We start from the raw sequence: 14,889 nt of genomic DNA, 5'->3' as shown, positions 1-14,889 counted from the left end.
CACAATGTTCAGTCGCATTCGACGCCCCATCGAGGGCTACAACAAGATTTGGCTCGGGACGATCACGCTGGGCGTTGTCGCGATAATCGTCGCGACCAGCGTACTGATCGGCCATCTATCGCTCGGCCAGACACGGTATCGCGCCGAATTCGCCCAAGCCGCCCAGATTCGGCCAGGCGATCAAGTCACCGTCGCGGGCATTCAAGTTGGCACAGTCAAGGGACTCACACTCGCCGACGACCACGTGACGGTCGCATTCAATGTTCGCAACAACGTCCACCTAGGTAGCGGCACCCGTGCCGCGATCAAACTCACCACCATCCTCGGAAGCCGGTACATCGAATTGTCGCCGACAGAATCAGGCGACCTCGACCACCGAACCATCGGCTTGGCAAACACTTCTGTCCCCTACGACCTCCAAAAGACACTTGCCGACGCGACAACAACCTTCGAACAAGTCGATGCCGACCGCATTGCCGAATCGATGACCACGTTGTCCCAGAGCCTCAACGGGGTCCCCGACGCCCTCCCGCACGCGCTGGACAACCTACAGTCGCTATCCACGGTCATCTCCGGCCGGCGCGATCAAATCGGCTCCCTGCTGACCAGCGCTGACAGCGTCACCTCGATGATCCGCGATCAGAGAGCCAACCTCGGCTCCCTGGTCATCCAAGGCCGGAACCTGCTGGGCGACATCGTCTCCCGACGAGCCAAACTCGAGCAACTGTTCGCCAGCGCCACCGCGCTGGTCAACACCCTCAAATCAATACTCAACGACCAACCCGGCATCAACCAAATGCTGGCATCGATACGCGACTTCAGCCATATGATCGCCGAACACGACGCGCTCCTGCGAAACACATTGCAGGCCATGCCGATAGCCGTCCGCAACGTCGCCAACATCCTCGGCAGTGGAAATTCAGGCGACGCCGCGCTCCCCGCAGGCCTGTTCGTCGACTCCTGGATGTGCGCGCTCAGCGGCCGAGCCAAGCAGTTCAACCTGACCCAGTACTTCAAGGACTGTCAACCGACCCCGGACCCATTCCCCGGCTGGCCCCAACCAGATCCAGCCAGGGCCAACCCGGAAGGACCCGGACGATGAACCGCACGCTGGTCCGAGCAGCACTGCTCGCCCTGATCGTCGCCGCGATCGCCGTCGCCGTTGTCGCGCTGATTCCCCGTGCCAACGACAAATCACTCACGGTAACAGCCCAATTCGAGGACAGTGTCGGGCTCTACGTGGGAAATACAGTCTCCGTGCTGGGAATGCCGGTTGGCACAGTCACCAGCATCACGCCTAAAGACAGCTACGTCGACGTCGCCCTCGCGATAGACGAAGGAATCGATATTCCCTCCGATGTTCACGCGGTGACCGTATCGGCATCAATCCTGACCGATCGCCACATCGAGCTCACGCCCCCCTACCGCAACGGACCGAAGCTCAAGAGCGGCGACACCCTGAGCCTGCCCCGCACACGCACGCCAGTCGAGTTCGACCGCACGTTGGCCATGGTCGATAAGCTCTCGCACGCGATGAAGGGCGACGGCCATGGCCAGGGGCCGCTCGCGGACCTGATCGGAATCAGCTCCCAGGTCACTTCAGGCAACGGGTCCCACATCAAATCAGCCCTAGACCAACTGTCCCAGGCGCTGCGCCTGAGCGCCGACAACGGATCCCAGAGCAAAAAAGACATTCAGGCGATCGCGAACAACCTCGCAGAGCTGACCCAAGCCGCCGCAGGAAACGACGCCACCATCCGCGAATTCGGTTCCAACATAAGGCAACTCAGCGATATCCTGGCCGACGAAAACCTCGGCTCGGGCACTACCGGCGCCAAGATCAATCAGATACTGGAGCAAGCAGCCTCCCTGCTGGAGAACAACCGCGCCGCGTTGAAGGGCACTGTTGCCGATGCCCGCACCATCACCACCGCGCTCGTCGACTACCGGCGAGAATTGGCCGAATTCTTCGACGTAGCGCCGCTGGCAATCGACAACCTATACAACGCTATCGACGCCAACGCCGGCAGCTTTCGCGTGCACGGTTTGATCGATAAGACCCTCGCCGATGGTCAGATGGCAAAAGAGATGTGCAACCTCATCGGAGACAAGCAGTTGGGTTGCGCAACAGGCACCATTCAAGACTTCGGACCGGACTTCGGCCTGACCGGCATGCTCGAACTCATGGCGGGCGTGCGCCGATGACGCACCGTCGCGACGAAACCCGACGTCGATCTGTCGGCGTCCTAGCCGTCGGGCTGACCACCGCCCTCACCGGATGCGCATCCGGACTCGAGAGTGTGCCGCTACCGGCGCCCGGCGGCATCACCGACAGCTATTCACTGACCGCCGTATTCTCCAACGCACTCAATCTGCCAGCGAAAGCCAAAGTCAAACTGAACGGCGCAGACATCGGCGAGGTCGAATCGATCAATGCGCGCAACTTCACCGCCTACGTATCCATGCGAATCAAATCAGATGTTCAGCTGAGCGCCGACACCACCGCTGAACTTCGTTCAGCGACCCCCCTGGGCGACGTCTTTGTCGCGATGCGCCCAGACACCAACCACACAGCTGGCGCCCCACTGCTGCGCAACGGCGACACCATCGGGCTCAAATCCACCGCCGCCAGCGCCACCGTCGAAGAAGTGCTCAGCTCCGCGGCAATGATCGTCAACGGCGGGCCCATCCGCCACCTCACATCCATCCTCAACGGCGCAGGCTCAGCAATGGGCGGGCGCGGCACGAAAGTCGCCGAGCTGCTCCAGCAGTCCGATACGTTGATCTCTCGGCTCAACGCCCGATCCGAACAAATCAGAACAGCTCTGCAAGCCACATCCCAGCTCGCCACCACGCTGACCGACCGACAACACACCCTCAACGACGCCATCGCCGCCGCCGCACCAGCGACCGCCGTGATCGCCGACAACACCGCCCAGCTTGCCGACCTCGTAGACGGCCTCGCGCGGATCACCACCCAACTCTCGCGATTCCCATCCCTGCAGGGAACCGACACCCGCAGCTTGATCGCCGACCTCAACCATCTCTCAGCCGCCTTCAACGATGTCAGCACCGACCCCAACGTCTCACTGACCGCATTGAACCGGCTCCTGCCCATCGTCATGAAAATCTCGAACTCGACCTCGATGCACAGCGCCGGAGAAGCGGTAAAGCTCGCCCTCGGCTCCCTGCCCGACAAGAACTATCCCGGCGATCCGGGATTCCACGGACCCGACGGGACCGACTGGCATGCCATGATCGGCAGCCTTCGATATGAGTGGAACCTACTGTTAGGCAAAGCCTTCGGTCCACAAAGGGACAGCACTCCCGGAGAGCATCCATGATGGCAGCGCCAAGTCCGGTCGAATGGTCGGCCCGACTGATCGTTGACACTGTGCGCGCGGTGGCGCGCCACCGTATCGTCGTGTCGTGCGTCAGCCTGGCGCTGACATTGATTGTCGCACTTGGCTACATCCTGCTGGGCGGGTTGCATATCAACCCGGCGCGCTCCACGATCGCCATTCGAGTGCTCCTGCCCGAATCGGGCGGCCTGCTACCCAACCAAGATGTCACGCTACGCGGTACACCGATCGGTCGCGTCGCGTCCGTCACGTTCACCGACAAGGGTGTCGTCGCCGTGGCCTCCATCGACAGCGCGATACGAGTTCCCCGGAATAGCCTGGCACGCGTCTCGGCGCTGTCTCCCGCCGGCGAGCAATATCTCGATTTTCGCCCCGTGGACGGGCAAGGACCAGCCCTCACCAATGGCAGCACGGTTGCTGAAAGCCGCACCAGCATTCCCGTGTCCTTGGCGCGACTCCTGGGTGACTCCGACGGCGCGCTCGCCCAGATCGACCCCAAGAAGCTCGCCGCCATCACCGATGAACTTCGGGTCGGCCGCCAAGGGCCTCAGAAGTTGGCCACGCTGCTCGACGGTGGGTCGTTCCTCATCTCGACGCTGGATTCGGTACTTCCACAAACCGTCAGCGTGCTGAACAACAGCCGAATCACCTTGACCACGCTCGCTGACGTCAGCCCGGGCCTGCGCCACACTGCCGGCAACTTGCGGCAAGTCCTCGGCGGCGTGAATGCCATGGACGGCGGATTCCGGACCCTCCTCGATCGCGGACGCGCACCCATGACTGGCTTGGACAAGCTTATCGACGACAACTCCGACACCATGGTCCAACTGCTCGGCAATCTGACCACCATCGCACAGTTGTCCTACGTGCGAGTACCTGCCCTCAAAGCACTGTTCCCCACCACACGGGGATCAGTCATCGACTCACTGGGAACTGTTATCCGCGACGGAGGCGTATGGGCAATCGTCGACGCATACCCGCGCTACAGCTGCGACTACAAGCTTCCGCGGCGGCCAGCGTCACTGCCCGATTTCCCTGAGCCCTACCGCTACACGTACTGCACGAACCCTGACCCAGCCGTTCTGGTTCGTGGCGCCCGCAACGCGCCGCGTCCCCCCGGCGACGACACCGCGGACCCACCGCCCGGCTACGACCCATTGGCTCAAACCGACCCCACCCCAATCGGGCCCCATTCAATACCCGCACCGTTCGGCGGCCCGGCGCTGCCATCGACACCACCAAACTAGGAGCCTCACATGGAGATCAAACTGTTTGAAAAAGCGAATGGCATCGACGTCTTCGACAAGCTCGAACAGCAAGACAGCCACCCTGCTACCGCGACTGCAGACGCCGAGCCGGACACTTCCGAACCTGATCCGTCCGTGCCGACCGATCTCGACCCCGACAACGACAACGACAACGACAACGACAACGACAACGACAACGACAACGACAACGACGATATTGATGACGACGATGCCGATAAGGTCTCGGCACCCACGCCTCGTCGCCGACTGCTGCGTCGTGTGATCATCGTGGTTGCCGGTGTCACATTCGTGGCAGCGCTGGGGTTTTCGGGTTTTGTCGGCTGGCAGCTCAAACAACAGGACGACACCGCCGCCGCCGGCCGCGCAGCCCTGGCGGTCGCGCAAACCTACGCCGTCGCCCTGACCAGCGTTGATAACCGGAACATCGATCAGAACTTTGCCCAAGTGCTCAACGGGGCGACAGGTGAATTCAAAGACATGTACAGCCAGTCGGCCAGTCAGCTCAGACAAGTGTTGATCGACAACAAAGCAGTGAGCAAAGGCACCGTTGTCGACGCTTCCATCAAGTCTGCCAGCAAGACCGAGGTGGTAGTCCTGCTGTTCATCGACCAGTCAATCAGCAACATCGTCAATCCTCAGCCTCGAATCGACCGCAGCAGAGTGCGAATGACAATGAAACTGGTCGACAACCATTGGCTAGCAAGCAAAATCGACATCATCTAGCGCAATGCTTGCGACCATTCCATCGCGAGGTCTGAATCGGACCCGCATCTACCAATCGGACAATGCGATGAGTACGCGGACACTCGAAAGACTCGCGCTAGCCATCGCGAGTGCGGCAACCGTCCTATTAGCGGCCGCGAACCCCGCTTGGGCCAGCCCGAACCCCGACGACAACCCTTACACAGTCGTCCCCAACAACATTGCCGGCAGAAGCTGGAATGGACTGGGAGACTGGGAAGTTCGCTATCAACGCGTCGAAGGGGGCGACCCAGATGTGATCGCTGCCATCAACGATGGCATCGATGCGGCGGCAAGTGAGCACGAGAAATCGATCGAATGGCGACCGAGCACCACGCACCACTGGACATTCACCGCAACGGGCACGCTGTACATCCGCCCAAACACAGTATCTGAGCTATTTACCGGCGAATACAACACGGACCTACCAAACATGCCCTTCCACACCATCTCTAGCCGGGTGTATGACAGTCGAAACGGAACACCCATCACCTGGGATAACCTCTTCCAAGACAAGGGCGTCGGCCTGACTAGGCTGTCCGAACAGACGGCAGCCATTCTGCCGACGGCCTATCCGCCGCCCCAGCCAGACGCTTGGAAATCAGCCAGCGGCATGGCACCCGTCGCTGACAACTTCAAATACTGGATTCCAACCGACGCCGGTATTGAACTACATTTCCCCGACTACCAGTTCGGACGGGGATTGAAGGTCATTACCGTGCCGTGGGCCCGGGTGCACGACCTGATCGCGCCGCAGTTCTTCGCGATCGTCGCTTAGCGCGCAGTATCTAGCCTCAGGCGCTGCTCACAGCGACACGCCAAGGGGTAGACGCGCCATGAGACTTCCTGTCGGCGGTACGAAATCTATGACTTCACAATACCGTTCACCGTCCCTATATCTTGCGTACCGAGCATCTCGACAGCGTCCCAGCCGCCCCCAACTGGGTCAGCATCCCCACCAGCGACCACATCGAATGAACAGCAGAAACTACCGATCCAGTCACAGCAGCGACGGGACACAGCTTGCCGCCGGGCGCGAATACTGAATCTGCGGTCTATGGGAAATTTGTTGCCGCACTTAACTGTTAGCGGCAACCGCCGATGCTTGCTTCGTTCTTCTCACCGCTGGGCTACAGCAAACCGCATAACTTCGGCGATCGCCTTTGCAACGACGAACCCCCGCACCGTTCTGGCCCCGAATGCCGATCCTCAGAATTTTGTCATTTGTGACATTGAGTGATATCTGGAATAAGAACGCGCCACCCGTTTGAACGCGGACATCGATGCGGCGAACGCCGATGGCGTCAACTGAAGATATTCGGCACCGGGAGAACGGAATTCGCGGAACTGCACCACGCTCGTCAACTCATTCAGCCACCGTCAGCGGCGCCGACACATACCCTTGGTCGACGCCCCTAGCAGGGGCTGACGAACGCGCGTGGTCACTATTGCACAGAAGCAACCCCTGACGAGCGGTCCATTCGAGGCGCGGCAGATGCCAGGTCAAGAAGAGCGCGAGGAATCTCGCCAGGCTCTCTGACACACGTCGGTGATCGAAGTCGACCGGGCAATGGCCCTCGCCGGCGCGAACGTGTCCAGCCTGGACTCGAGGCAACTCATCCGGAGAGAATTGGCCGCTGCTGTTTACGGGGCGCCGTTCGGCGAATGGCGAGACACGCCGCTTTGCGAGGGGACTCCGCCGGATGGGTAGGCTGCCAGGGATGGCTACCAAGCGGCCGCATTTCGTCCCGCGGGTGTACCTGAACGCCTGGGCCAACGGCCAATCTCAGGTTGCCTACCGCCGTCGCGACATGCCGCAGGCGGTGGTGTCCAGCACCGTCAATGTGGCAGTGGCCGGGGGCATCTACGGCGCCGGCGAGATCAGCGAGGCGCGCGAAAAGTTCTTTAACGACCTCGAAGCCGACTGGCCGTCTCTGCGACACCAGCTCAAGATGGACCGCAACCTCACGGGCGACCGCCGCCAGCTGATGGCCGTCTATCTCGCCATCCAGCTGGCTCGAACGGTCCACCACCGCAATCAGGCGCAATTCATGATCGACCTCGCCGCCAAGACCACCGAGCGTCCAATACCTGCCGACGTGGTCCGCGAGCATCTACGCGAACTGGACGGCGGCGATGACCCCGACGAGAACGAGGTCCAGACGGTGCGCGACCTACTAGAGGGATCGCCCAGCGCCCCAACAGGCGATCAAGCGCACAGTATGGCGATGCAGGTGGCCACGGAGATGGTCGCGCCACGGTTGGAGTCCATGCGGTGGTGCGTTTACGACTTCGGCCGCCCGATTCTGATTACCAGCGACCGCCCGGTGCAGCTCTGGCGCCGCGTCGGGTCCGGCCCAGAAGTCGGAGGCGTCGGGGTCGAAAACGCGGACCAGATCAGGTTCGCGCTGTCGCCGAGCACGTTGTTGGTGATGTCCAGAGAACCGCTTAACCCGACTCAGCTTCCGAACCCACGGTCGATCAATGCTGATACCTTCCGCGACTGCCATCAGTTTGTCGTGGGAACGCCGCAGTCGAGGCATGCACTCAGTGCACTTGACCTGGCGCCTCAGTCACCTCGACTGCGGTTCCGCACGGGCCCCGGCTATGCGACAGGACCGGATGGCACCAACCAGTACGTCGGCGAGGCGCTACACACCTACGTGAGCTGAACACGCACTCAGCAGGTGAGTTCAGCGTCGTCGCGCCGCTGGATTTGGTAGATCCGCGATACATGGAGCCCGCTCAGCTTGGCCAGCCGAGTCGGGGACATTCCCTGCATCAGGCCATCGCGAATCGCGTGATGGAGGTCGCCGACCGTCCGACTGACGGACAGCCGCTGCCGCTCAGCCCATGTTTCGGACGTCTTTCAAGCTGCGGTTCTCCGGCGAAGGCGTCAGCGGCCACGATCTGCGAAGTGATACTGCCGGCATCGTGATTGGCGGCGTGACCGAAGTCGTTGAGGCAAGCTTGGGGCAGCCAGTCGCCGGAACAAAATTCAACTAGTTGAACATTTTGATAGCCGGTGCCACACTAGATGCGGCGGGGTGTGGTTCATCACCAGTGCCGGCCCCTCGGGGCCTGGCTTTTACTCACGAACAACAGCGCTTAGTGCGACGCGAGGCACCCCGCCCCAAAGTGTTCTCGTTACTCACCGCCGCCATCAGCCGAACGGGGCTGAAGCCCCACCTCTTCGGCCCATCGCCGACGGTCCGCGCGCGTCTGAAGCCAACGCTCGCTGACCTCCTGGCCGATACGATGCCGCTGATCCGACAACTTTTCGTACAGTTCGGACTGCGATGCAGCAACGATGTCTAGGTGCATGCGATATTGATCGCGTTCATGGCGGTTCGCATGCGTATAGCAATGCGCCCCAAAGGACCCCGTTCCGAGGTAGACCGCACGCGACACGCATTGGGCGCCAGTGGCGCGAACCGCGCTCTGGCATTGGGGCCTGGGGCCGGTGAAATTCTGCATACGGTCGGCCGGGGGCAGTTGCCAGAGCGCGCGTTCGATCCGATCGCCCACCGACCGCTCAGGCAGGACTCTGGTAGCGCCACCCCGGACCGCGGCGCCGTGCCGGGCGAATATCGCCCTTGGCCGCGACCAGTCCGCGCCCCACCGGGCGTCGAGAGCAGCTCCCTGGTGCACCAGGCTTGCGGCGGCGTGCGCGTTCTGCACGCCACCCTCCGCAACGTCGAGATCATTCTCCAGCTCGTCGAAATTCATATCCGCATGGCCGGACAACGCCTGCAGCACGAGCCGGCATTCACCGAACCGCACCCGACCGGCGGCTGGCAGCAGGCCCGCCGCGACCGGGTCGCCCAGATCCTGGCCGGTGACCCCACCGCCTGGTACCCCGACCAGTACAACAACCCCGACAACGTCGACGCGTACCGCGACCTCGCCCTCGAATTGCAGTCGCAACTGGGCACCGTCGACATCCTGGTGTGCTCGGTCGGCACCGGCGGGCATTCGGCAGGCGTGGCAAAAGTGTTGCGCGAGTTCAATCCCGACCTCAAGTTGATCGGCGTCGACACCATCGGGTCGACCATCTTCGGCCAGCCCGCGCAGAGCCGGCTGATGCGTGGCCTGGGGTCGAGCATCTACCCCGACAACGTCGACTACGCCGCGTTCTCCGAGGTGCACTGGGTGGCACCCGCCGAGGCGGTGTGGGCGTGCCGGGCCCTGGCCTCGACCAGCTACGCCAGCAGCGGCTGGAGCGGCGGCGCGGTGGCGCTGGTCGCCGGTTGGGCGGCGCGTCACCACGACGCGGACACCACCATCGCCGCGATCTTTCCCGATGGGCCGCAACGGTATTTCGACACCGTCTACAACGACGACTACTGCCGACAGCACAACCTCCTCGGCATCGAGCCGCCCGCCGAGCCCGCGGTGATCGCGGACCACGCTGAGCGCGTGGTGGATTCGTGGACCCGCTGCACGACGGTGCGCAGGCCCGACGCGGCATCGCTGTGATGCCGGTGCTCACCCAGTTCCGCAGCTTCGGCTGGCCCAGCCGGGTGCTGATGCTCAACCAGTTCGGCATCAACCTCGGCTTCTACATGCTGATGCCGTATCTGGCCGGGTACCTGGCCGGCCCGCTCGGCCTGGCCGGCTGGGCTGTCGGGCTGGTGCTCGGGGTACGGAACTTCTCGCAGCAGGGCATGTTCATCGTCGGCGGGACGCTGGCCGACCGGCTGGGCTACAAGCCGCTGATCGTGGCGGGCTGTCTGTTGCGCACGGCCGCGTTCGGGCTGCTGGCGGTCGCACAGTCCCTGCCGGCGCTGCTGATCGCCTCGGCGGCAACCGGTTTCGCGGGGGCGCTGTTCAACCCGGCGGTGCGGGCCTACCTGGCCGCGGACTCGGGCGAGCGCCGGGTGGCGGCGTTCACGGTGTTCAACGTCTTCTATCAGGGCGGCATCCTGGCCGGCCCGCTCGTGGGCCTGGCCCTGATGGCGCTGGACTTCCGGGTGACGGCGGGCATGGCGGCGGTGGTGTTTGCAGTCCTGACCATCGCGCAGCTGTTCGCGCTGCCGAAGGACCACGCCGATCATGCTGTCACCGAACGGGTCTCGATCCTGCACGACTGGCGCACCGTGCTCGCCAACCGCCCGTTCCTGCTGTTCGCGGCGTCGATGGTGGGCACCTACGTGGTGACGTTCCAGGTGTACCTGGCGCTGCCGCTACACGCCGCGGTGCTGTCGCCGCACCATGAATCGGCCATCGTGGCAGCAGTTTTCGCGGTATCGGGGCTGGTCGCCATCGGTGGACAGATCCGCATCACGGCCTGGTTCACGGCACGCTACGGCCGCGCCCAGTCGCTGACCATCGGCGTGCTGGTGCTCGCGGCGGCGTTCGTCCCGCTCATCGTGGTGCCCGATGACCGGTGGGGGCAACCGGCCGCGGTGGCCGCGCTGTTGCTGACGGCCGCGCTGCTGGCCGTCGGCTCGGCCGCGGTCTATCCGTTCGAGATGGACACCGTGGTGTCGCTGGCGGGCGACCGGCTGGTCGCGACGTATTACGGCTTCTACAACACCATCGTCGGCGTCGGCATCCTGGTGGGAAATCTCGCCACGGGTGCGCTGATGGAGACGGCGCGCCATGCCGGCCGGCCGGAACTGGTCTGGGTGTCGCTCACGGCGATCAGCCTGCTGGTCGCGCTGGCCCTGTACCGGCTGCACAAGACCGGACGATTGGCCCTGCAGGCCGTCGGCGCCCACTGACTGTGAGGGTGGTCCTTGTTTGGGAGGCGGGGTCGCCTATGCGGGTGGGCCGCCGGGGTTTTGGTTGGGGATGTCGGTGATCGGCAGGTTGGGGGCCGGTTTGGGCGATGGGGTCGGCGCCAGGGTGGGGATCTTGTCCGGGGCGATGTCGACGAGGGCGTTGGCGGGTGGGCCGTTTTCCCGGCCGCCGTAGCTGGTCCCGGGTTCGCGGTGGCCGAGCAGGTGACTGACGGTCACCATGTGGTAGCCGTTGGCGATCAAGACCGGAAGAAATTGGTACACCAGGTCGACGGTGCTGGAGTAGGTGTCGTGCAGCAGCACCACCGATCCGGGTCGGATTTGGGTCTTGAGCATGTACGTGCTCGCGGCCAGGTTGGCGTCGTTGATCCAGTCGAACGGGATGACGTCCCACAGTATTTCAGCGAGTCCTTGCCGGCCGGCTTCGGCGCGCACGGCTGGCGAGGACAGCCCGCCGGCGGGCCGGTACAGGTCGGGGGTACGGCCGGTGGCGGCCTGCAGTGCCTGGGTGGCTTTGCGTAGTTGCGCGGGGATGTCGGCGATCGGGATCGTGGACATGTTGGGGTGTTCCCAGGTGTGGCTGCCGATTTCCATGCCGGCGTTGTCGATTCGGCGCGCGGCATCGGGGTTGGCGGCCACTTTGTTGCCGATAAGGAAGAACGTTGCTTTGGCGCCGCGGGCGGCTAGCACCCGAAGGAGCCGGTCGGTGAAGGGGGACGGGCCGTCGTCGAAGGTCAAGGCGATGCATTTGTTGGTGGCGCAGTCGATGTGGTCGGCGTCGCGGTCCCATTGCCGGCGGGCCACGACCACCAGCACGGCCGACACGGTCACCAGCACGACCAGGAACGAGCCCAGCTTCCACCACCGGCCGAAGGCGGTGCGTTGTATGGGCATGGTCCTACCTCTGATCTCTCGTGCACGGCGCCGCGCGCCGTGTATCGCGTCGCGATGATGACCCTGGTTCGCTGTGGTAGCCCCCGAACGGCCGCAATCCGGCCGCGGGAACCACCGCATCCCGCCGGGGGTAGCAGGTTGCTGTCACCGTGTTGGTTTCGCAGTCCAGCCGACCAGGATGAAACCGCCGAGCACCAGCACGCTGGCCATGGGATAGCCCAGCAGCAGGTCCTGGTAGCCGATGAGGGTGAGCCGGCCGAGGTGAGTGATGCCGTGCACGACGGCCATCACCGCCCCGATGCCGACCAGGGCCCACCCCACCAGCCGCCGGCGGCGCTCACGCCGGTAGCCCGCGGTGTACAGCGACGCGCGGGTGGGACGTACGCGACGGATCGGACTCATCGTGGCTCACCTTCACTATGGATCGCGGTAGTACTGAGTTGCATAGTAAATGGTGGACCTGTGAAGGGGCCGTCAGTGCCGACCGACATCGGCCAGTTGCGACTCGCCGCGACCGGCTCGTCCCCGCCCGGCGCCCGGCGCCCGGGCTGCCGGCGCGGGTGGATGGGTGCGCATCTGGTGCTGGCCAACACTTTTGGAGTCGAAAGCCGTGGCGCGGACGATGTCGGCGGGCGATGCCAGCGGCGACGCCCAAAGGCAATGGACCCGAGGTCGGGGGTGCACCGGCTACGGCTGGTCGGCGGCCTCGCGCGCGAATTGCGCCGCGCACTTCAGTGAGCAGAACCAGTATTCGTGGCCGTGGTGGCGCAGGTATCCGGCGGCCTGCTGATGCTCGATGCGCATCCGGCAGATGGGGTCGACCGTTGACACCGGCGAGGGGGCGCCGAGGTGCAATGCGTGAACACCGATGGGTTCGCTGAGGTTTTTGAAGGTGGTTTCGCCTAAATCCTCGACGGGCACGCCGAGGGCGCGGGCCGCACCGGCGACGGTATCGGTGGCCAACGTCTGTCCGGCGCCGGCATGTGCGGCCAGGCGCGCGGTCAGGTTGATCGCGGCGCCGAAGAAGTCGTTGCCGCGCCCGGCGGCGGGGCCGTGGTGCAGGGCCGTCCTGGTCAGCAGGTAGTGGTCTTTCGTGGCGCAGCGCTCGAGGACCCGCTGTGTCAGGTAGATCCCTGCGGTGGGATCGGGGGACGCCAGGAGTACCGCATCGCCGATCGACTTGATGAACCGATCGCCCGGCGCCAGGGCGGTTCGGGCGAGGTCGGCGAAGTCGACCGCGAGGTCGGCGGCGTATTCGTCGCCGTGCGCCTCGGTAAGGGCGGTGAACCCGGCCAGGTCGATCATGGTGAACGTCCACGCGCCGACGGTCATGGGTGGGCACCGCAGGCGAGGGTGCCGCGCAAGATGATGCCGATAATGGCGTCCGCGGCGGTGGCCGCGTTCCAATCGTGCGCGGCGCGCAGGTGGATATAGCCCCAGCCGACCAGGTTGAACAGCACGGTGGCGGTCACGGTGGGGGGCAGGTCCCGCAGGCTGCCGTCGGCGGCGCCATCGCGGAGCAGCCGTTCGAATGGTTCGGCGAAGACATCGACGATCAGCGCGTCGGGTCCGGGCTGGTGGAACACCTCGCCGCGGGCGAGAAAAAACCCGGCCAGCACATGCAGGTGCTCATCGGCTGTGGCGCACAAGGCCTGTAGGGCAATGCGCAGCCGGTCGGCCGCCGAGCCCGGTTGGGCCAACGCCGGCAGCATGGCGCGGGTGTAGGTGTCGGCCGCCTGCGCGGTGACCGCGGCGATCAGATCGTCGCGGGTGACACCGCGCCGGTAGATCGTGGCCCGTGACATCCCGGCCTCGATGCCGACTCGTTCCAGGGTCAGGGCGTGCAGTCCCCACCGGGCGATCGCCGCGGCGGTGGCATCGAGCAGGGACTGGTCGACAACTCCTTGACGTTGAGGCATGCCCTCATCATAGTTGAGACATGAATGTCTCAGTAGTGACTCGTAATAGTCTCAGCCTGCCGGTGGGTCTGGGCTGGACGGTCTGCGCGGCCGGGGCCCTCGGGATTGTGGCCACCTATTGGGATGAGTCCTGGCACACCGACATCGGCCGCGACAGTTTCTGGACCCCCGCCCATCTGATGCTGTACGGGGCGATGGCGGTGGTCGGCCTGGCGATCGCTGCGTGGGGTGTGCGGGTTCTGGTGGCGCTGCGCTCGCTGCGGGCCACCCTGTCCCAGCGGCCGGTGGTCACGGCGTGCCTCGGCGGTGTCACCGCGCTGGCGGCGGCGCCGATCGACAATGCGTGGCATGACGCGTTCGGCCGCGACGCGGTGGAGTGGAGCCCGCCGCACATGCTGGTGATCTTCGCCGCAATCGCCATCGCCCTGGGCGCACTGGCGGGTATCGACCCGAACGCCGCGGCGTTGCGGGCCGCGGCCGGTGCTCTGCTGCTGGCGAACGCCGAGGCACTGGTCTTCGAGTACGAAACCGGGGTCCCGCAGTTCACCGAGACCCTCTACCTGCCGATCATGCTGGCCGCCGGCCTGCTGGCCGCCCACGTGATCGGGCGCGCGGTCCCGGGCGGCGCCCCGGTCACGCTCGCGGTCGCCGGCTACGCCGCGCTGCGGCTGCTGATCATCGCGGCGCTGGCGACACTGGGGCGCAGCACCCCGGACCTGCCGCTCGCGGTGCTCGGCTTGGCGGTCTACGACCTGCCACTGCCCGGACGGCTGGCACGCCCTGCGGCCGCCGCACTGGCCACCGCCACCCTCGCATGGGGTGCCAGCGCGCTCAGGCTGGCCAGCGCCCATCCCGACGCGGTGGCGATCACCGCCGTGCCGGTGATCGTGATCAGCACCCTTGTCCTGGCCCTCGGGTCGTCGCGCCGGTCGCGGGCCGCGCTGCCCGCCGCCGTGGCGGT

The 14,889-nt window shown here is 64.7% G+C and carries 13 protein-coding genes and 2 pseudogenes; 10 read left to right on the top strand and 5 right to left on the bottom strand.

Translation table 11 applies throughout. The features are described from left to right. The first annotated feature begins 4 nt into the window (after nucleotides 1-4). The 7 genes from AC5Y5O_RS29510 to AC5Y5O_RS29480 all read left to right on the top strand — a co-directional run bounded on the left by AC5Y5O_RS29510 (nucleotide 5) and on the right by AC5Y5O_RS29480 (nucleotide 8,043). Complete coding sequence (locus AC5Y5O_RS29510) at nucleotides 5-1,102, top strand: MCE family protein (protein WP_101930911.1); 1,098 nt, start codon at nucleotides 5-7, stop codon at nucleotides 1,100-1,102. After that, nucleotides 1,099-2,205: an MCE family protein gene (locus AC5Y5O_RS29505; RefSeq protein WP_016895468.1), complete on the top strand. Its 1,107-nt coding sequence runs from the start codon at nucleotides 1,099-1,101 to the stop codon at nucleotides 2,203-2,205. Before AC5Y5O_RS29510 ends, AC5Y5O_RS29505 begins: the two co-directional genes overlap by 4 nt. Further along, nucleotides 2,202-3,344 carry an MlaD family protein gene (locus tag AC5Y5O_RS29500; protein ID WP_500028538.1) on the top strand — a complete coding sequence of 381 codons (1,143 nt, stop codon included), beginning with the start codon at nucleotides 2,202-2,204 and terminating at the stop codon, nucleotides 3,342-3,344. The genes AC5Y5O_RS29505 and AC5Y5O_RS29500 overlap by 4 nt, the downstream gene beginning before the upstream one ends. Then, nucleotides 3,341-4,609, top strand: coding sequence for an MlaD family protein (locus AC5Y5O_RS29495; protein ID WP_101930910.1), 1,269 nt, complete (start codon nucleotides 3,341-3,343; stop codon nucleotides 4,607-4,609). The genes AC5Y5O_RS29500 and AC5Y5O_RS29495 overlap by 4 nt, the downstream gene beginning before the upstream one ends. 9 nt (nucleotides 4,610-4,618) lie before the next feature. Then, complete coding sequence (locus AC5Y5O_RS29490) at nucleotides 4,619-5,353, top strand: Rv1363c family protein (RefSeq protein WP_016895465.1); 735 nt, start codon at nucleotides 4,619-4,621, stop codon at nucleotides 5,351-5,353. A 4-nt stretch (nucleotides 5,354-5,357) separates the two neighbouring features. Further along, the gene (locus AC5Y5O_RS29485) at nucleotides 5,358-6,149 is read left to right on the top strand and encodes a DUF3298 domain-containing protein (RefSeq protein WP_016895464.1); all 792 of its coding nucleotides are present in this window, start codon (nucleotides 5,358-5,360) and stop codon (nucleotides 6,147-6,149) included. Between the two features lie 943 nt (nucleotides 6,150-7,092). Further along, complete coding sequence (locus tag AC5Y5O_RS29480; RefSeq protein WP_016895463.1) at nucleotides 7,093-8,043, top strand: DUF4238 domain-containing protein; 951 nt, start codon at nucleotides 7,093-7,095, stop codon at nucleotides 8,041-8,043. Between the two features lie 475 nt (nucleotides 8,044-8,518). On the opposite strand, the gene AC5Y5O_RS29475 is transcribed toward AC5Y5O_RS29480, so the two are convergent. Next, complete coding sequence (locus AC5Y5O_RS29475) at nucleotides 8,519-9,100, bottom strand: hypothetical protein (RefSeq protein WP_133051271.1); 582 nt, start codon at nucleotides 9,098-9,100, stop codon at nucleotides 8,519-8,521. A 42-nt stretch (nucleotides 9,101-9,142) separates the two neighbouring features. Between AC5Y5O_RS29475 and AC5Y5O_RS29470 the strand changes: the two are divergent. Together AC5Y5O_RS29470 and AC5Y5O_RS29465 are read left to right on the top strand one after the other, a co-directional pair. Then, nucleotides 9,143-9,850 (top strand): annotated as a pseudogene (locus tag AC5Y5O_RS29470) (pyridoxal-phosphate dependent enzyme); the annotation flags it as partial. Next, nucleotides 9,850-11,097, top strand: a complete 1,248-nt coding sequence (locus AC5Y5O_RS29465) for an MFS transporter (RefSeq protein WP_179970404.1) — start codon at nucleotides 9,850-9,852, stop codon at nucleotides 11,095-11,097. The pseudogene AC5Y5O_RS29470 and the gene AC5Y5O_RS29465, both read left to right, overlap by 1 nt. A 36-nt stretch (nucleotides 11,098-11,133) precedes the next feature. Here AC5Y5O_RS29465 and AC5Y5O_RS29460 read toward each other — a convergent pair whose 3' ends face one another. The 4 genes from AC5Y5O_RS29460 to AC5Y5O_RS29445 form a co-directional block, all read right to left on the bottom strand. Next, nucleotides 11,134-12,009, bottom strand: a complete 876-nt coding sequence (locus AC5Y5O_RS29460; RefSeq protein WP_082761872.1) for a polysaccharide deacetylase family protein — start codon at nucleotides 12,007-12,009, stop codon at nucleotides 11,134-11,136. Nucleotides 12,010-12,153: 144 nt separating this feature from the next. After that, nucleotides 12,154-12,411, bottom strand: coding sequence for a hypothetical protein (locus AC5Y5O_RS29455; RefSeq protein ID WP_061004511.1), 258 nt, complete (start codon nucleotides 12,409-12,411; stop codon nucleotides 12,154-12,156). Nucleotides 12,412-12,696: 285 nt separating this feature from the next. Continuing rightward, nucleotides 12,697-13,341, bottom strand: coding sequence for a YHS domain-containing protein (locus AC5Y5O_RS29450; RefSeq protein ID WP_061004513.1), 645 nt, complete (start codon nucleotides 13,339-13,341; stop codon nucleotides 12,697-12,699). After that, a complete protein-coding gene (locus AC5Y5O_RS29445; RefSeq protein ID WP_061009838.1) occupies nucleotides 13,338-13,928 on the bottom strand; it encodes a TetR/AcrR family transcriptional regulator in 591 nt (196 codons plus the stop codon). Before AC5Y5O_RS29445 ends, AC5Y5O_RS29450 begins: the two co-directional genes overlap by 4 nt. A 20-nt stretch (nucleotides 13,929-13,948) precedes the next feature. Between AC5Y5O_RS29445 and AC5Y5O_RS29440 the strand changes: the two are divergent. After that, nucleotides 13,949-14,889 (top strand): annotated as a pseudogene (locus tag AC5Y5O_RS29440) (hypothetical protein); the annotation flags it as partial.

The organism is Mycobacterium sp. NGS40, assembly GCF_059812735.1.
This window is presented reverse-complemented; position numbering and strand designations above follow the sequence as displayed.